At 70.1% G+C, this 17365-nt stretch carries 14 protein-coding genes; 9 read left to right on the plus strand and 5 right to left on the minus strand.

Annotated elements, in window-relative coordinates; translation table 11 throughout:
• Window positions 1–38 precede the first annotated feature (38 nt).
• The 3 genes from O2L01_RS12535 (at window position 39) to O2L01_RS12545 (ending at window position 3930) form a co-directional block, all read left to right on the plus strand.
• Window positions 39–758, plus strand: coding sequence for a response regulator transcription factor (locus O2L01_RS12535; RefSeq protein ID WP_270122272.1), 720 nt, complete (start codon window positions 39–41; stop codon window positions 756–758).
• Window positions 755–2281, plus strand: coding sequence for a sensor histidine kinase (locus tag O2L01_RS12540; RefSeq protein WP_270122273.1), 1527 nt, complete (start codon window positions 755–757; stop codon window positions 2279–2281). The genes O2L01_RS12535 and O2L01_RS12540 overlap by 4 nt, the downstream gene beginning before the upstream one ends.
• Window positions 2282–2445: 164 nt before the next feature.
• The gene (locus O2L01_RS12545; RefSeq protein ID WP_270122274.1) at window positions 2446–3930 is read left to right on the plus strand and encodes a S1C family serine protease; all 1485 of its coding nucleotides are present in this window, start codon (window positions 2446–2448) and stop codon (window positions 3928–3930) included.
• Between the two features lie 123 nt (window positions 3931–4053).
• Here O2L01_RS12545 and O2L01_RS12550 read toward each other — a convergent pair whose 3' ends face one another.
• Window positions 4054–4707: a restriction endonuclease gene (locus tag O2L01_RS12550; RefSeq protein ID WP_270122275.1), complete on the minus strand. Its 654-nt coding sequence runs from the start codon at window positions 4705–4707 to the stop codon at window positions 4054–4056.
• A 350-nt stretch (window positions 4708–5057) separates the two neighbouring features.
• On the opposite strand from O2L01_RS12550, the gene rsmI reads away from it, so the two are divergent.
• Together rsmI and O2L01_RS12560 are read left to right on the plus strand one after the other, a co-directional pair.
• Entirely contained in the window at window positions 5058–5909 is an 852-nt protein-coding gene (gene rsmI, locus O2L01_RS12555; protein WP_270122276.1) for a 16S rRNA (cytidine(1402)-2'-O)-methyltransferase, read from the plus strand.
• Window positions 5910–6076: 167 nt separating this feature from the next.
• Window positions 6077–6772 carry a hypothetical protein gene (locus O2L01_RS12560; RefSeq protein ID WP_270122277.1) on the plus strand — a complete coding sequence of 232 codons (696 nt, stop codon included), beginning with the start codon at window positions 6077–6079 and terminating at the stop codon, window positions 6770–6772.
• 132 nt (window positions 6773–6904) lie between these two features.
• Here O2L01_RS12560 and O2L01_RS12565 read toward each other — a convergent pair whose 3' ends face one another.
• Together O2L01_RS12565 and O2L01_RS12570 are read right to left on the minus strand one after the other, a co-directional pair.
• Window positions 6905–8008, minus strand: a complete 1104-nt coding sequence (locus O2L01_RS12565; RefSeq protein WP_270122278.1) for an ABC transporter permease — start codon at window positions 8006–8008, stop codon at window positions 6905–6907.
• The gene (locus O2L01_RS12570) at window positions 8005–8922 is read right to left on the minus strand and encodes an ABC transporter ATP-binding protein (protein ID WP_270122279.1); all 918 of its coding nucleotides are present in this window, start codon (window positions 8920–8922) and stop codon (window positions 8005–8007) included. Before O2L01_RS12570 ends, O2L01_RS12565 begins: the two co-directional genes overlap by 4 nt.
• Window positions 8923–9125: 203 nt before the next feature.
• On the opposite strand from O2L01_RS12570, the gene O2L01_RS12575 reads away from it, so the two are divergent.
• From O2L01_RS12575 to O2L01_RS12590, 4 genes are all read left to right on the plus strand, one after another.
• A complete protein-coding gene (locus tag O2L01_RS12575) occupies window positions 9126–10541 on the plus strand; it encodes an MFS transporter (RefSeq protein WP_270122280.1) in 1416 nt (471 codons plus the stop codon).
• Between the two features lie 138 nt (window positions 10542–10679).
• Window positions 10680–12728, plus strand: a complete 2049-nt coding sequence (locus O2L01_RS12580; RefSeq protein WP_270122281.1) for a molybdopterin oxidoreductase family protein — start codon at window positions 10680–10682, stop codon at window positions 12726–12728.
• A 63-nt stretch (window positions 12729–12791) separates the two neighbouring features.
• Window positions 12792–14036 (plus strand): MFS transporter, encoded by a 1245-nt coding sequence (locus tag O2L01_RS12585; protein ID WP_270122282.1) that lies wholly within the window; start codon window positions 12792–12794, stop codon window positions 14034–14036.
• A gap of 161 nt (window positions 14037–14197) precedes the next feature.
• Window positions 14198–15343, plus strand: a complete 1146-nt coding sequence (locus O2L01_RS12590) for an alpha/beta hydrolase family protein (protein ID WP_270122283.1) — start codon at window positions 14198–14200, stop codon at window positions 15341–15343.
• Between the two features lie 73 nt (window positions 15344–15416).
• Here the strand turns inward: O2L01_RS12590 and O2L01_RS12595 are convergent, their stop codons facing one another.
• Together O2L01_RS12595 and ispH are read right to left on the minus strand one after the other, a co-directional pair.
• Window positions 15417–16028 carry a DUF1349 domain-containing protein gene (locus O2L01_RS12595; RefSeq protein WP_270122284.1) on the minus strand — a complete coding sequence of 204 codons (612 nt, stop codon included), beginning with the start codon at window positions 16026–16028 and terminating at the stop codon, window positions 15417–15419.
• Between the two features lie 230 nt (window positions 16029–16258).
• Entirely contained in the window at window positions 16259–17233 is a 975-nt protein-coding gene (ispH, locus tag O2L01_RS12600) for a 4-hydroxy-3-methylbut-2-enyl diphosphate reductase (protein ID WP_270122285.1), read from the minus strand.
• Window positions 17234–17365 lie beyond the last annotated feature (132 nt).

Consider the following 17365-nt stretch of genomic DNA (forward strand, 5'->3'; position numbering starts at 1 on the left):
CTGCGGACCGCTGACCCGCCGAAACCTGTGAGAGGCCCATGCCGCTTTCGACCAGCCAGCCGAACGCCGAGACCGAGGCCACCCTGCTCGTCGTCGAGGACGAGGAGAACATCTGCGAACTCCTGGCCACGTCGCTGCGGTACGCGGGATTCGCCGTCCACGCCGTCGGCACCGGTGACGAAGCCCTCCGCTCCATCGCCCGGCACCGCCCCGACCTGGTCGTCCTCGACGTCAACCTCCCCGACTTCGACGGATTCGAGGTCGTGCGCCGCATGCGCTCGGGCTCCGACCACACCCCCGTGCTCTTCCTCACCGCCCGCGACGACACCGCCGACACCGTCACCGGCCTCTCCGTGGGCGGCGACGACTACATCACCAAGCCCTTCGCGCTCGAAGAGGTCGTCGCCCGCATCCGCGCCGTCCTGCGCCGCTCCTCCGGCGAGCTGCCCCGCCCCTCCCGCCTGCAGTACGCCGACCTCGAACTCGACGAGGAGACCCACGAGGTGTGGCGCTCGGGCAAGGCCGTGCAGCTCTCGCCCACCGAGTTCAAGCTCCTGCGGTACTTCATGATCAACGCCGGGCGGGTGCTCTCCAAGGCCCAGATCCTCGACCACGTGTGGCGCTACGACTTCCGCGGCGACGACGGCATCGTCGAGTCCTACGTGTCCTATCTGCGCCGCAAGATCGACACGGGCGAGCCCAAACTCATCCAGACCCTCCGCGGCATCGGCTACGTCCTCCGGGAGCAGCCTCGTTGAGCGCCGTACTCGAAGGGGTCCGCGACAAGTGGGACCGGACGCCGCTGCGGGTCCGCCTCACGGCGGCCGTGCTCGTTCTGGTGGCGGGCTCCCTCAGCCTGATCAGCGTCTCCACGATCCTCGCGCTGCACTCCTACTTCCTCGGCACCGTCGACGACGAGCTGCAGACGCAGCTGACCGGCTGGAAGCCGGACACGTTCGGCCCCATGGGCGCCGAGGACGACGACGAGTCGCCCGGCCTGCGGCCCGAGCAGTACCTCCTCAGCGTCGTGTACCCGGACGGCACCCGCGAGGACCGCACGAGCTACCACGCCGACCTGCCGGCGTTCGACTACGAGCAGGTCGCGGCCTCCAACGGCGAGGCGTTCACCGCGCTCAGCGCGGACGGGGTGACGCGCTGGCGGGTCCTGGGCCTGCCCGGCTCCGAAGTGGGCAGCAAGGACCCCGACTACGTGCCCGAGGAGCACGACCTCGACCCTGACGCGTACTACGTGCTCTCCTACAAGCTCTCGCACTTCGACAAGACCGTGGCCGGGCTCGTGTGGGTGGACCTGCTCATCGGCGCGGGCGTGCTCGCGGGGCTGGCGGCGATCGGCGTGGGACTGGTGCGCGCGAGCCTCTCGCCGCTACGGCAGATCGAGAACACGGCGGCGATGATCGCGGCCGGGAACTACTCGCGGCGCGTGCCCGACCACGACCCGAACACCGAGGTCGGCCGGGTCGGGCGCGCCATCAACTCGATGCTGACCAAAGTAGAGGGTGCGATCCGCGCCCGGGAATGGTCCGAGCAGCGCGCGCACGACTCCGAGGAGCGCATGCGCGAGTTCATCGCGGACGCCTCGCACGAGCTGCGGACGCCGCTGACGAGCGTGCGCGGGTACGCGGAGCTGGTGCGCACCAACCCGCAGATGCCGGAGGCCGAACGGCAGCAGTACGTCGGCCAGATCGAGGAGGCCGCCAAGCGGATGGGCCTGCTCGTGGGCGACCTGCTGCACCTGGCCCGGCTCGGGCAGGAGCGGCCGGTCGAGACCGAGCCGGTCGACCTGGCCGTGCTCGGCCACGAGGCGGTCGCGGCGCACGCGGTGACGGCCGAGGACCACGAGTTCCGCTTCACCTGCGTCCCCGGGTCGTCCACTGTGGTCGCCGCGGACCGGGCCCGGATGCGGCAGGTCCTCGACAACCTCCTCTCGAACGCCGTGCGCCACACCCCGGCGGGCACGCACATCGACGTCGAGGTCGCCGCCGAGGACGCGTCCGTGCGGCTCACCGTCGCCGACGACGGCCCCGGCATGACCCCCGAGATCGCCGAACGCGTCTTCGAGCGGTTCTTCCGCTCCGCCTCCAACCCCGGTGTCTCCCACCCCGGCTCGGGGCTGGGCCTCGCGATCGTGGCCGCGATCGTCAAGGCCCACGGCGGGACCGTCCAGGTCGCCTCCGAGCCCGGCGAGGGCACGGCGTTCACCGTCGTCCTCACCGCCGAGCCGCCTGTGGACGAGCCCGCGACCGACGCCCCCGCCGACTAGGGAAGCTTGGAAAGCTTTAAAGACCGTCGATGCCTCACCCGCCCGCCGCGGCGGTCCCGACCCCGCTGACCAGTGCGCCCGCATCTGAAACCGTCGCGAAGCATTAAAGGGTTTTAAGGCGTTTTCGCAGCGGGCCGAGAGCTGGGCGCGGCATGCTGCCTTACATGAGCAGCACTGAGAGCACCAAGGGCCCCGAGGGGACCGAACCGCAGGGCCCCGACGGGCCTCGCACCCCCGACGCCGCACCCGAGCCGGTGGCCGACCCCGTCGCCCCGGCCGCCGAGCAGGCCGCGAGCCTGTCCCCGAGCACCACGCCCGCCGACGACACCGCCGTCCTCGGCACGCCCGGGCCCGAGCACCAGCCGCACCCGGCCGCACCGCACGCGGCGCCGCAGGCCGCACCGGCCTACCCGGGCGCAGCGCCGCAAGCCGCCGCACCGGGCTACCCGGCCGGCTCCGCATCGCAAACCGCTGCGCCGCACACCGGGCAGACCCAGGTGATCCAAGGCGCGCCCGCTCCGGCACCCGCCGGGGCCCCGCACATGTCCGCCCCCGCTTGGCAGCCCGGCGGCCCCGTCCCGCCCATGTACCACCAGCCCGGCGCACCCGTCGGCCCGCCGCCGCGGCCCCGCGGCCGCGGCAAGATCGTCGCCGGGGCGCTCGCCTTGGCGCTCATCGCAGGCGGCGCCGGCGGCATCGCCGGATGGTTCCTCAACGACGGCGACGGCGGCATCACCACCGTCCAGTCCGTCTCGATGGACGCCGGCCAGGGCATGACCTACACCGAGATCGTCAACAAGGTCAGCCCCTCGGTCGTCACCATCGTGACCGACGCGGCCGAAGGCTCCGGCGTCGTCTACTCCAAGGACGGCTACATCGTCACCAACAACCACGTCGTGGACGGCGCGCAGTCCGTCCAGGTCCGCTTCTCGGACGGCACCACCGCCGACGCGTCCATCGTGGCCACCGACGCCACCCAGGACCTCGCCGTCATCCAGGTCTCCGGCGTCGACGACCTCACGCCCATCACCTTCGCCGACTCCAGCGGCGTCCAGGTCGGCGACGTCGCCGTCGCGATCGGCTCGCCGCTCGGACTCGAAGGCACCGTCACCACCGGCATCGTCTCCGCCCTCGACCGGTCCATGACCGTCTCCGGCGAGCCGGGCGGGGGCCAGCAGTCCAGCTCGACCCTGAGCGGCCTGCTCCAGACCGACGCGGCCATCAACTCCGGCAACTCCGGCGGCGCGCTCGTCAACGGCGACGGCGAGCTCATCGGCATCAACACCGCCATCGCCACCACCGACTCGGGCTCGATCGGCCTCGGCTTCTCGATCCCGTCCAACACCGTCAAGGACACCGTCGAGCAGCTCATCAAGAACGGCTCCGTGGAGCGCGGCTACCTCGGCGTCTCCGTCAGCGACACCGACGGCAACGGCGCCATGGTCCTCAGCGTCGAACCCGACTCCCCGGCCGCCGAGGCCGGGCTCAAGGAAGGCGACGTGATCACCGCGATCGACGGGACCCCCGTCACCACCGCGTCCGAAGTGGTCGCCGCCGTCCAGGGCACCTCCTCGGGCACGGAGATCGCCATCACCTACACCCGCGACCAGCAGGAAGCCGAGACCACGGCGACCCTCGCCGCCTCATAATCGCGAGCACGAACGCGGCCCCGAGCCTCAGGCTCGGGGCCGCGGACGTGCTCAAGGGCCGTTGAGCACGCGTCTCAAATGCCATGGCGCCATGTCGCGATCACGGCGCCAGGCGATCGGGGATCACTGCGCGGCGGTCGTCGCGCTCGTCTCGAGCGCGGCCTGGACCGGACGCAGCTCCGGCGGGGCCACACCCGTGTCGATCCACTCCGCCAAGCGCTCGCGGTCGACGATGAGCACGCCGAGCTGCGCGGCCACGGCCTCATTGCGCGCGGCGTGGTGCATCCAGTGCAGGTTCGCGTTGGTGATGAGCACGCCCGCGTCGCAGTCCCAGCGGGCCTTGATCTCCCCGCCGAGGATCTGCACGTGGCGGTTGCCGTTGCGCCGCCGCATCGTCTTGTCGTCCTTCTTGGCGCGCACGATGATGCGCTGGCCGTTGTTGAAGGTGACCACGAAGTTGCAGCCGAGGTCGTTCTTGCGGTGGCCGAACTTCTTGACGCGCTTGGCGTCCAGACCGACCAGGAGCTGGCCGGCCATGGCGTCGAAGGCCGGGATGTTCATCTTGTCGACGCTGCGCATGAGGGCGTGCCGCTCGGCGGAGACCGCGCGGTCGCGGTGCTCGTGCCCGCGGCTGCGGAACAGGATCCAGCCCGCGAGTGCGGTGCCGCCCAACAGGATCGCTATGGACGCGAACCAGGCCCAGTGGTCCGCTATGAATCCGAGAACGAAGTAACCGAGGATGAGAACGGCGATTCCCGCTCCGACTCTGAGAATCACGGACAAGGCGGCCTCCACTGGGTTGAGAGGGCTCGACAGGTTCACGGCCCGCGGCGTCGCCGCGAGACGTCTAGCGTCTAGCTTTATGTCACCTGTGATGTCGCAGTGCAAATGTCACGGCTCGCAAGCGTCGCCTGCAGTGCCAATGCATGGCTCGCAAGCGTCGCCATGACGTGTCAGCTCATGGCTAGCAAGCTTCGCCATGACTATGAGTATCCGTTACCGTTCGCTCACGCGTAAGGTCACTGTCCGGTACCCGACAGCTTGGCCCGGCATCCTGCATGTGCGGCCCGTCCCGACACGGTCACCGAGCCGGTGCCCCGCCCTCGTTGGTGGGGGATACTGGCCGGATGTCGACATCTTCAACGGGCGTTTTGGTGCTTCTCGGTGCGCCCCTGGGAAATCCAGAGGACGCCTCGTCTCGGCTCCGGACCGAGCTGGCCCGCGCCGACGTCATCGCCGCAGAGGATACCCGGCGGCTGCGGCGGCTCCTCAGCGAACTGGATGTCGTTCCCACCGCGCAGATCACGTCGTATTTCGAGGCGAACGAGGCGGGGAAAACGTCAACCCTTCTCGAACAATTGTACGATGGAAAACGGGTCGCCGTCATCACCGACGGCGGCATGCCCTCGGTCTCCGACCCGGGTTTCCGCCTGGTGAAGGCCGCGATCGACGGCGGGGTGGCGGTGACCTGCGCGCCGGGCGCGAGCGCGGTGACGACGGCGCTGGCGCTCTCGGGGATGCCCTGCGACCGGTTCTGCTTCGAGGGGTTCGCGCCGCGCAAGGACGGCGAGCGGCGGCGCCTCTTCGGCGAACTCGCCGAGGAGAAGCGCACCATGGTCTTCTTCGAATCGCCGCGGCGCGTCGAGGACACCTTGCGCGCCATGGCCTCCGTCTTCGGCGGCGACCGGCCCGCGGCGCTCTGCCGCGAGCTCACCAAGACCCACGAGGAGATCCGCCGCGGCGGCCTCGCCGAACTCGCCGAGGGCGCGGCGGCCGACCCGCCGCGCGGCGAGATCACCCTGGTCGTCTCGGGCTGGACCGGCCCGGACGCGAGCGACGCCACCCCGGAGGCGATGGCCGCAGCGGTGGCCGCGCTCGAAGCGGCCGGCACCGACCGGAAACTCGCCATGAAAGAAGTCGCGGTCCGCTACGGCGTCAGCCGGCGGGACGTCTACGACGCGGTCCTGAAGGCGGACTGAGCGGCATCAAGCAGAAGCCATAAAGCCAAACAAGAGCTTCCGCCAGTAGGCGATCGGATGCGTGTGCGCGTTCGACCCCGGGAACGAGTGTCGGTGGGACCCCCTACTCTCCGGACTGACTGGTGATCAAGTGTGACCACCACTTCCGACTGAAGGGGCGCCCCAGCATGACCAGTATCTTCACCGTGTCCGTAGATTCGGTCGAAGGCTCGACACTCCGTGGGAGGGTGCACGTCATCAACCCCGACGTCCCATTTGTGCCACAGGAGACCGTCTTCCCCCTGTCTCTCCTGGTGGACGCCTGGTGGCACCTGGATAACGGGTTTCTGCACAACGAAGACGATGAGGAGGGCGGCGGAGAGCGATACCCCTTCACCGACGAGCAGGGCAAGGCCATCGCAGCAGGCATGCGGCTGAAGGACGAGTTCTGGAAGCTCTACGAATTCATCCTCGGTAAGGAGATAAGGGTTACCAAGGATGGGTACCTGCTCGCGGACGACGGCAAGACCATCCTCGAGCCCAGGCGCAAAGCGGAGGACGTGTACAAGCTGAGCGGGGGCAGCCGCCCCGGCTATTCCGTGTTTACTTCCGGCAACGCCGAGGAGTTCTCACAATGCGCCGCCGACATCGTGACCTCCTACGACATCAGCCCCTACCGGAACGCCCCGCACCTGAGCGAGGCCGCAGTGCTGGAGGATCCGGAGGAGCTGGACGTATGGGATGGGCTGGAGCTGGAGGAGGACTACTCCTTCGCTGAGATCCCTTACGCAGAGATTGTGGTGACCGTCAGCGACGCGGGCTACCTGGAACACATGGTCGCCGGCATGCGCTGGGACACGACCATGACAGGGCATGTGTGCTGAGAACTCGTAACATGATGGTTCCCACGCATTCGATGACCTACTGGCGGACGCTCTAAGCGGATATATGCCCCTAAGGGACCCCTGGCGCAAAAGTACCCGCATAGTCCGACGATCCGGCCTCGTGAGCGGGGCTCACAGCTCGTCGAACTTGAAGGTCTTCCACGAGACGAACGCGACCACCGCCGCGAAGGCGGCGAGGAAGCCGATCTGCGGCAGGACCGCCGACGGCGGCTCGCCGTAGACCACGACCGACTGCAGCGCCTCGTTCAGGTACCGCATCGGCGACGCGTACGAGATCCACTGCACCCACTGCGGCGACAGCGCCAGCGGGTAGAACGCGCCCGACACGAACGCCATCGGCATCGTCACCAGGTTGCTCAGCCCCGCCGCGGCCGGGCTCGTCTGCGCGATGCCGCCGATGACCACGCCGATCGCCAGGAACGCGAGCGTCCCCAGCAGCACCAGCGGCGCCGCGAACCACGTCCACGCCGAGAGCCGCAGCCCGAACCCCAAGGCCGCCACCGTCAGGAACACCGCGGTCTGCCCGAGCGCCACCACGAGGTTCACCGAGACCTTCGCACCCAGGAACGTGCGCACCGAAGCGGGCGTCAGGCGAAGCCGCCGCAGCAGCTTGTCGCGCTTCCAGTCCACGATCGTGCCGGCCGCGCCGAACACGCCCGAGATCGCCACGCCCCACGCCAGGATGCCCGGCGCGAGGTACTGGATCGGCTGCAGCGCACCGCCGTCGGCCTCCTCGACCTCGGTCGCCAGCACCGGCTCGCCCGGGGCCGCAGCCGAGAGGACCTCGACGTTCACGTCGTCGACCAGCGCCGAGAGCCGCCCCTCGGCGATCGCGCCCGACGTCGAGCTCGTCCCCGACGGGTAGATGCGCACCGTGGAGCCGTCCTGCACCACTGCGGCGTCCGCGTCGCCCTCGCGCAGCATCGCCAGCGCCGCGTCCAGGTCGGCCGCCTCGGTGACGGTGAACTCGCCTTCGTCCGCGCCCTCGAGCACCGCGACGTCGCCGACCGCGACGATCCGCGAGGCCGCGGTGTCGCCGGAGCCGAACACGCTCGCCAGCAGCACCATGAACATGAGCGGCAGCAGGATGGTGAAGAAGATCTGGCTGCGGTCGCGGATCCATCCGCGACCCAGCGCCTTGAACAGGCTCAGGTATGCGCGGCCCCCCGCACGCTCGGCGCGCTCGGTACGCGCTTCGGCCGTATCCAGGCTCATGCCCGCCACTCCCGTCCGGTCACGTGCAAGAACACGTCCTCGAGGTTCGCCGTGCGCACCGCCAGGCCGTCCAGGGCCCCGTCCGACGCCAGCTCGGTGAGCAGTTTCCGCGGGTCGCGGGTCTCGAAGACGACCGCGGCCTCGTCGGCGGTCCACGGCTCTCCGGCCGCGAGCGCCTGGACGCGCTCGCCGCTGAGCTGCCCGGCGGCCACGGTCACCTTGGTGGGCGCGTCGAGGCTCCGCACGAACCCGGCCGGCGAGTCGACGGCGCGGATCTTCCCGGCGTCCATGATCGCGACCCGGTCGCAGAGCGCCTCGGCCTCCTCCATGTAGTGCGTCGTCAGCACCACCGTGCGGCCCTCGGCGTTGATCGAGCGCATGAGGTCCCACAGGTTCCGCCGGGCCTGCGGGTCGAGCGCGGCGGTCGGCTCGTCGAGGAACACCAGCTCGGGGTCGCCCACGAGCGCGCACGCGATGGAGAGCCGCTGCTGCTGGCCGCCGGAGAGCTTCTCGCAGCGCACGTTCGCGTGCTCGGTGAGGCCCACGAGCTCCAGCATCTCGGCCGCGCGGGCCTTCGACGCCCCGTAGAGCTGCGCGAACGTCTCGATCTGCTCGCGGGCGGTCAGGAACTCGAAGAACGCGGACGCCTGGAGCTGCACGCCGAGGCGGCCGGTCAGCTCGGGGGAGTGCGGCCACGGCGAGAGGCCGAGGAGGCGCACCGTCCCGGAGTCGGGTTTGCGCAGGCCCTCGACGATCTCGAGGGTCGTGGTCTTCCCGGCCCCGTTCGGGCCGAGGATGCCGAAGAACTCGCCGCGCTCGACGCGGAAGCTCACGCCGTCGACCGCGCGGACCTCACCGGTCCCGCGGCCGCGGTAGGTCTTGCGGAGGTCGGCGACCTCGATGGCGGCGTCCATAGCCGTTAACGCTATGCCATGGGCCTCTGTGACTGGGTTCTCGCCTCACGGGTGTACGCGGACCGGGCTCGTACACCCGGGGTTGCAAGCAGGCCGGCAAGCGCTCCTTTCACACCCTCCGTAACAAGACCGTGAGCCGAACTTCATCGCACCGGCACAGGTGCCGCACAACCAGGCAACGACGCTCCGTGAATGTAGTGCCCATGACATCGACTCTGACGCAATCGACGGCTGAAAAGCCCACCGCTGCCCGCAAGGGCTGGATCGCCGACTGGCGCCCGGACGACGAGGCCTTCTGGAAGGCGACCGGCAAGTCGGTCGCCAGGCGCAACCTCATCTGGTCGGTCGTCGCCGAGCACCTGGGCTTCTCCGTATGGGTGATGTTCAGCATCATCACCCCCTACCTGGCCGCGGCAGGGTACGACTTCACCGTCAGCCAACTGTTCTGGCTCACCGCGGTGCCGAACCTCGTCGGCTCGTTCCTGCGCATCCCGTACACGGCCGCCGTGGCGATCTTCGGCGGACGCAACTGGACCATCATCACGGCGATGCTCCTGGTCATCCCGACCACGCTCCTGGCCTACTGCGTCATGACGCCCGGCACGCCGTACTGGCTGTTCATCGTCGCCGGCGTCACCGCCGGATTCGGCGGCGGCAACTTCGCCTCCTCGATGGCGAACATCTCCTACTTCTACCCGGAGCGCGCCCGCGGCACGGCCCTCGGCATCAACGCCGCGGGCGGCAACATCGGCGTCCCGGCCGTGCAGTTCATCGGCCCGTTCCTCATCGTCGCCGGCGTCGCCGGGACCTCCCAGGGCGTCAACGACGCGGGCAAGAGCATCTTCCTGCACAACGTGCCCATCCTCTGGATGCTCCTGGCCGTCTTCGCCGCGTTCATGGCCTGGCGCTTCATGGACAACCTCTCGGTGGCGCGCACTCCGATCAAGGAGCAGCTGCCCGCGCTGACACGCAGCCACACCTGGATCATGAGCCTCCTCTACATCGGGACGTTCGGTTCCTTCATCGGCTACTCCTTCGCGTTCCCCCTGGTCATCAAGCTTTCCTTCCCGGAGTTCAACGCTCTGTGGATCGCCGCCCTCGGCCCGCTCGTAGGCTCCGTCTTCCGCCCCTTCGGCGGCTGGCTCGCCGACAAGCGCGGCGGCGCCCCCATCACCAGCATCGCGTTGATCCTCATGGGCATCGGAGCGCTCGGCGCGATCTGGGGCATCAACAGCCACTCGTTCCCGCTGTTCTTCACCTCCTTCATGGTGCTGTTCCTGATGAGCGGCATCGCCAACGGCTCCACCTACCGGTCGATCCCGGCGATCTTCCAAGCCGAGGCCAACGCCGCGGCCGGGGGCCAGGCCAGCGAGGTCGAGATCGTCAAGGCCAAGAAGCTCACCGCCGCGGCCCTCGGGTGGATCGGCGCCATCGGCGCCTTCGGCGGGTTCCTCGTCAACCAGGGCTTCCGCATCGCCAACGAGGAGACCGGCTCGGTCGTCCCCGCCATGTGGGTCTTCGTGGGCGGCTACGCGGTCTTCCTGGTCATCAACTGGTGGTGCTACCAGCGCACGGTCTTCCTGGAGAAGGCCCCCAGCCTCGCCCACGCCAAAGTCTGACCCGCAACCTCGAACACGGCAGAGTCGCCGTCGAGCCCCACGGCCCGCAATCGTCTCCTACGGACGATTGCGGGCCACTTAGCATTCCGGAAACATTGCTCACGTGACGCCGAAACGACGCGCGGTCACACTCGCCGCATGACCGTTCGCGCCGCCCTCCCCGTCGTCCGCACCGCCGACACCCACTGCCCGTACTGCGCCCTGCAGTGCGGCATGCGGCTGGAAGAGGACACCGAAGGCAAGGTCACCGCCTCCCCGCGCGGTGGCGGCATGTGCAAGAAGGGCTGGACCTCGCCCGAGCTCCTCGACCACCCCGAGCGGCTGATGACCCCGCTGCTGCGCGGCGAGCCCGTCTCGTGGGAGACCGCCCTCGACCACGTCGCCGAGCGGATCCGCGCGGTCCAGGCCGAGCACGGGAAGGACGCCGTGGGCGTCTTCGGCGGCGGCGGCCTCACCAACGAGAAGGTCTACCAGCTCGGCAAGTGGACCCGCCTCGCCTTGGGCAGCAAGCACATCGACTACAACGGCCGGTTCTGCATGTCCTCGGCCGCCGGGGCCCTCAACCGCTCCTTCGGGATCGACCGCGGCCTGCCGTTCCCCAAGGAGGACCTGAAGGACGCGGACGTGATCGTCCTCGTCGGCGCCAACCCCGCCGAGACCATGCCGCCGCTCATGCGGTTCCTCACCGGCGCCGAACTCATCGTCATCGACCCCCGCCGCACCGCCACCGCCGAACAGGCCCAACTGCACCTCCAGCCCGCCCCCGGCACGGACCTGGCGCTGGCGAACGGCCTGCTGCACATCGCGATCGAGCAGGGCTACCTCGACCACGACTACATCAAGGCGCACACGAACGGCTTCGACGAGGTCCGCCAGACCGTCGCCGGCTACTGGCCCGCGTTCGTCGAGCGCATCACCGGCGTCTCCGTCCCCGACCTCTACGCCGCGGCTCGTCTGATGGCGGGTAGGAAAACCGCGATCCTCACCGCGCGCGGCTCCGAGCAGCACGCGAAGGGCGTCGACACGGTCACCGCCTGGATCAACCTCGCCCTCGCGCTCGGCCTGCCCGGCAAGCCCAGCTCCGGGTACGGCTGCATCACCGGCCAGGGCAACGGCCAGGGCGGGCGCGAGCACGGCCAGAAGGCCGACCAGCTCCCCGGCTACCGCATGATCACCGACCCGGCCGCCCGCGAGCACGTCGCCGCGGTGTGGGGCGTCGACCCCGAGATCCTGCCCGGCGCCGGCGTCTCCGCCGTCGAGCTGCTGCGCAAATGCGGCGACGAGGTGAAGATGCTGTTCGTGCTCGGCTCCAACCCGGTCGTCTCGGCCCCGCGCGCCGCGCGCGTCGCCGACCGCCTCAAGGACCTCGACTGCCTCGTCTCGTTCGACTTCGTCATGTCCGAGACCGCGCGCCTCGCCGAAGTCGTGCTGCCCGTGACGCAGTGGGCCGAGGAGGACGGCACCATGACCAACCTCGAAGGCCGCATCATCCGCCGCCGGTCCCTGCGCGGCGCCCCCGACGGCGTCCACTCAGACCTGTGGATCATGAAGGAGCTCGCCGCACGCCTCGACGCCCCCGGCGCCTACTCCACCGATCCCGAGGCGATCTTCGAGGAGCTCGGCCGCGCCTCCGCCGGCGGCAAGGCCGACTACTCCGGCGTCTCCTATGAGCGCCTTGAGGAGCAGACCTTCCAGTGGCCCGTCCCCGGCCCCGACCACGAGGGCACCCCGCGCATGTTCGCCGACTTCAAGTTCCCCACCCCGGACGGGCGCGCCAAGTTCATCGCCGTCGACCACCGCCACCCGGCCGAGCGCCGCGACCGCTCCTACCCGCTGTACCTCACCACCGGCCGCGTCCTCACCCAGTACCAGTCGGGCGCGCAGACCCGCCTCATCGCCTCCCTCGACGGCCCGGACGCGGAGCAGTTCCTGCAGATCCACCCGGACACCGCCGTGCGCCACGGCATCGGCGAAGGCGACTGGGTCCGCGTCACCTCCCGGCGCGGCTCCTACACCGCCCCCGCGCGCCTGACCGTCGACATCCGGCCGGACACGGTCTTCAGCCCGTTCCACTTCCCGGGCGCCGCGAACGCGAACGCCGCGGTCTCGGACGTGCTCGACCCGATCAGCCGCATGCCCGAGTTCAAGGTCTGCGCCGTCAAGATCGCCCCCGCCGCGAGGCCCTGAGCGCGCTTCGGCCCCAACGGCAACGAACTGGTGCATATCCGGTTACGGTGCTAGCTTTTCGAGGTGCCGACACTCTCCTCCCGGCTGCGGTCGCTCCTCCCCGATCCCGGACCCGCGCGAGCGCTCACGATCGCGTCGTTCCCCTCCTCGATCGGCCGGGGCCTGTTCATCACCGCCTCCGTCGTGTTCTTCACGAAGTCCGTGGGCCTGTCCCCGTTGCAGGTCGGCACCGGCCTGACGATCGCCGCGTGCATCGGCCTCCTCGCGGGCGTCCCCATGGGGCACCTGGCCGACCGGATCGGCCCGCGCACCATGACGATCGTCTTCGGCCTCGTCGTGGCCGGCGTCATCAACCTGTACTTCCTCGTCTCGACCTGGCCGCTCTTCGTGGCCGTCGCGAGCCTCGTCTCCGTGGGCCAGTCGGCGTTCCAGGCTTCGCGCGGCGCGCTCATCGCCGGCAGCGTCCCGTCCGAGCAGCGCGTCCGCACGCGCGCCTATCTGCGCGTGGTCACCAACGTCGGCTGGATGGTCGGCTCCCCGCTCGCGGGACTCGCCCTCTTCTTCGACACCCGCGCGGCCTACGCCTCCGTGATCGCGGCGACCGGCGCGGTCACCGCGCTCGGCGCGCTGCTCTACCTCCGCGTGCCGCCAGTGGTGCCCCAGCACGCCTCGAAGCGCGAATCGATCAGCGCGGCCCTGCGCGACCGCCCGTACGTCGCCCTCACCGTGCTGAACGCGGTCCTGACCATCCACTTCGGCATCACCAACGTCGCCATCCCGCTGTGGGTGCTCGAACGCACCGAGGCCCCGGCCTGGGTCGTCTCCGCCCTGTTCGTCGTCAACACCATCATGATCGTCACCCTCCAGGTACGCACCAGCCGCGGCAGCGCCACCGTCCCCGGAGCCGCACGCGCCCAACGAGTCGGCGGCCTCCTCCTCGCCGGCGCCTGCATGCTCTACGCCCTCAGCGCCGGCTGGCCCGCCTGGGCGGCCGCCGCGATCCTCGTCGCCGGCGCCGCCGTCCACGCCTTCGGCGAGCTCTACATGGCCGCCGGCGGCTGGGGCCTCTCCTACGAACTCGCCCCCGACCACGCCCAAGGCCAGTACCAAGGCCTGTACAACACCGGCTTCCAAGTGGCCGACATCGTCGCCCCCGCCGTCCTCTCCGTGGCCGTCATCGGACTCGGCTGGCCCGGCTGGGTCCTCATGGCCGCCTGCTTCGCCACCGCCGGACTCCTGGTCCCCGCGGCGGCCCGCTGGGCCGTCCGCACCAGGCCCGTCACCAGCGAACCCGTTCCCACACCCTGACTTTCGTCCGAAACACCGCCCGCGTATCTCGGTCCAAAGACGGAGACGGTTCGGACAGAAGACCCATGCGGCCGAGGCCTCCGCGTTTCTACCGTGGAATGGCGGCCCGGTCCCGCACAGCGACCGGGCCGACCACTCCCATTCGAGACCAGGAGCTTGACTTGCAGCGAACACTCAAACGCGCCCTGCTCGGCACGACCGCCGCGGCACTCGCCGCCGCCGGCGGCGTCTTCGCGATGACGACCGCGAACGCCGCGACCGAGGACCCGCAGCCCGCGCAGGAGGCGCTGGCCATCCCCGTGCCCGGCGGCGAGTTCGCCACCGGCACCACCCAACTCCACCTTGTCGACGAGGGCCGCCCCGATGTATGGGTGCCCGAACGGGACCGGGAGCTCATGGTCACCATGTGGTACCCGACCGACGAGACCGAAGGCGCGACCGCGCCGTACATGACCGCCGAGGAGGGCGAGCTGTTCGGCAAGCAGCTCAACCTGCCCGGCGAACTGCTCTCCACCGTCGAGACGAACTCGATCACCGACGCCGAGCCCCTGGCCGACGACGGCAGCCTGCCGCTCGTCGTCCTCTCGCCCGGCTTCTCGTTCCCGCGCGCCACGCTCACCGGCGCGGCCGAAGAGCTTGCGAGCCAGGGCTATGCGGTGGCCGCGGTCGGCCACACCTACGAAGCGCCGATCAGCTTCCCGGACGGCCGCACCACCGAGTGCCTGACCTGCCTCCAAGACGACCTCGACGACGAGACCCTGGTGCCGAACCGGGCCGCCGACCTCTCCTTCGTCCTCGACGAACTCACCGGAGACGACCCGGCCTGGGAGGACGCGGGCGTTCTGGACGATGATCGAATCCTGGTGGGCGGCCACTCCATCGGCGGCGCGAGCAGCCACCGCGCGATGCAGACCGACGACCGCTTCGACGCCGGCTTCAACCTCGACGGGACCTTCTTCGCCCTCGACCCGCACAAGCTCGACCGGCCCTTCCTCATGGTCGGCGGCGGCGACGACCACGGTTCCCCCGGCCAGGACGACACCTGGGACAAGGCCTGGAAGAAGCTCGACGGCTGGAAGCGCTGGATCTCCGTCACCGGCACCACCCACAGCTCCATGACCGACTTCGGCCCTCTGGGCGAGCAGGCCGGACTGAACCAGGACGACCTGGACGGCAACCGCAGCAACGAGATCGCCCGAACCCTCATCACGGCCTTCGCCGACACCCACCTCCGAGGCGAGGACGTGGCTCCGGCCCTCGACGGCCCGAACGAGGACTGGCCCGAGCTGGTCTTCCACAACCCGTAAGCACCAAGTGAAAAGGCCCGGCCGCGCGCAAGCGCGGCCGGGCCCGTAAGACTGGAGAGGAGCGAACGTGAGGTCAGGAGCCGTCGCGGAGGTCCGGCAGGGTCTCCTGCTTGAAGGCGATGTCGCTGAACCGGACCGTGCAGCCCTCGCCTTCGGGGGCCTGGACGCCGAAGCCGGCCTTGACCGGGCCTTCGACCCCGAAACCGAAGCAGCGCACGAACTCCCAGCGCTCGCCGTCGTTCGAGGAGTGGAAGGCGAAGCCCTCGCCGATGCGGCTGACGCGCATCCAGACCGAGTCGCCGTCCACGACCCAGGCGTTGGCGTCGTCGGAGACGTCGCGGGTGACGACCGAGACGACCATCGCCTGCCCGTCGGGCGAGTACTCGAAGCACAGCTTCGACCAGTGGCTTTCATCGGCGAAGAGGAAGAGGGTGCCGGCGTCGTACTTGCCGTTGAAGCCGACGGTGATCCGGGCGCTGAACTGCCAGTCGCCCTCCGGTGCCGGGCCGAGGAGGCGGGCCCCGTTGGCCGGGGCGTGGTTCACCGGGTCGGGGGCGTGGACGTACCAGTCGGTGCGGGCCGCGGCGGTCGCTTCGAGGCCGGTGTCGGTGACCTGCCAGCTCGGCGGTTCGACGGCGTCTTCCCAAGCGAGGGGGAAGGGAAGGGCGGGAATGTTCACGATCATGCGGTCAGCCTAGCGGCCGACGCGAGAGACGCAGCCGGCTTTATTCAATGGTTGAGAGAAGGGAGGGAACGCGCTTGGTGCTGACCGCGAGCCTTTCCTCGGCGGCGGCGGAAGGGGGAAGACCGAGCAGCCGCAGACCCGAGCGCCAGTGAGTGGGCGGTGAGGGAGCGAGTAGCCGCGAACCCGCCCGCCGGTAGACGGGCGTTGCGCGAGAGAGGAGCAGCGGGCCGTCAGCGAGGGCGGTTCGCCGCGGAAGGCCGGAGGCGTTGGGGGAGTAGGAACTCCTGGGTCTCGTGGGTGTGGACCCGTTCGACGATCTCGATCGGGCCCAGGGCCGCAAGGGACCGCACCACTTCGTCGACCAGTTGCGGCGGCGCGGAAGCCCCGGCCGTCACGGCCACGTTCGCGGCACCGGCCAACCAGGCCGGGTCGATCGCGGCGGCGTCCTCGATCAGATGTGCCGAGACGCCCGCGTTCCTGGCCAGCTCCACCAGGCGGTTCGAGTTGGAGGAGTTCGCGGAGCCGACCACGAGGACGAGGTCCGCTTCGTCCACGACCGCGGCGACCGCCGCTTGGCGGTTGCTCGTGGCGTAGCAGATGTCCTCGGCCCCTTGGCCTTTGATGTCCGGGAAGCGCCGCTTCAAGGCTTCGGCGATGGTCTCGACCTCGGTCACCGCGAGGGTCGTCTGGCTCAGGTAGGTGAGCCGCGCCGGGTCGGGGACGTCCAGTGCCGCGACCTCGTCGGTGCTCTCGACCAGCAGGGTCCGGTCCGGGGCGACGCCGATGGTGCCGACGACCTCCTCGTGGCCTTCGTGTCCGATGAGGATCACCGTGTCGCCGCCTTCGGCCGCCCGCTTGGCCTCGGCGTGCACCTTCGCGACGAGCGGGCAGGTCGCGTCGACCGCGTCGAGCCCGCGCGCGGCCGCCTCCCGCTCCACCGCCGGCGCCACGCCGTGGGCGCTGAAGACGACGAGCGCGTCGTCGGGGACCTCGTCGAGCTCGCCGACGAAGACCGCGCCCCGCGACTCCAGGTCCGCGACCACATGCGCGTTGTGCACGATCTGATTGCGCACGTAGACAGGCGGGCCGTGCTCCTCGAGCAGGCGCTCGACGATCTCGATCGCCCGCTCCACCCCGGCGCAGAACGACCGCGGCGCGGGGAGCAGCACACGGCGGGTCGCGGTCGCCTGTGGCTCCTGCATCATGAATCAGCCTTCCGGCAGCGTCGTTCGCGGGAGATCGGTCGGTGCATCCGATGCGGCTCAGGAGCGTCGAACGCGCCCGCCCGGCAATGCTTGCGGGCCGTCGGTCGGCCCTCTCGGCGGAGCTCGCGGGCC

Source organism: Glycomyces lechevalierae (genome assembly GCF_027622945.1).
Lineage (GTDB): Bacteria > Actinomycetota > Actinomycetes > Mycobacteriales > Micromonosporaceae > Glycomyces > Glycomyces rutgersensis.

Coding starts and splice junctions, on each gene's coding strand:
- O2L01_RS12535 (WP_270122272.1), top strand. CDS start 39: ATGCCGCTTTCGACCAGCCAGCCGAACGCCGAGACCGAGGCCACCCTG.
- O2L01_RS12545 (WP_270122274.1), top strand. CDS start 2,446: ATGAGCAGCACTGAGAGCACCAAGGGCCCCGAGGGGACCGAACCGCAG.
- rsmI (WP_270122276.1), top strand. CDS start 5,058: ATGTCGACATCTTCAACGGGCGTTTTGGTGCTTCTCGGTGCGCCCCTG.
- O2L01_RS12560 (WP_270122277.1), top strand. CDS start 6,077: ATGACCAGTATCTTCACCGTGTCCGTAGATTCGGTCGAAGGCTCGACA.
- O2L01_RS12565 (WP_270122278.1), bottom strand. CDS start 8,008: ATGAGCCTGGATACGGCCGAAGCGCGTACCGAGCGCGCCGAGCGTGCG.
- O2L01_RS12570 (WP_270122279.1), bottom strand. CDS start 8,922: ATGGACGCCGCCATCGAGGTCGCCGACCTCCGCAAGACCTACCGCGGC.
- O2L01_RS12575 (WP_270122280.1), top strand. CDS start 9,126: ATGACATCGACTCTGACGCAATCGACGGCTGAAAAGCCCACCGCTGCC.
- O2L01_RS12580 (WP_270122281.1), top strand. CDS start 10,680: ATGACCGTTCGCGCCGCCCTCCCCGTCGTCCGCACCGCCGACACCCAC.
- O2L01_RS12595 (WP_270122284.1), bottom strand. CDS start 16,028: ATGATCGTGAACATTCCCGCCCTTCCCTTCCCCCTCGCTTGGGAAGAC.
- ispH (WP_270122285.1), bottom strand. CDS start 17,233: ATGATGCAGGAGCCACAGGCGACCGCGACCCGCCGTGTGCTGCTCCCC.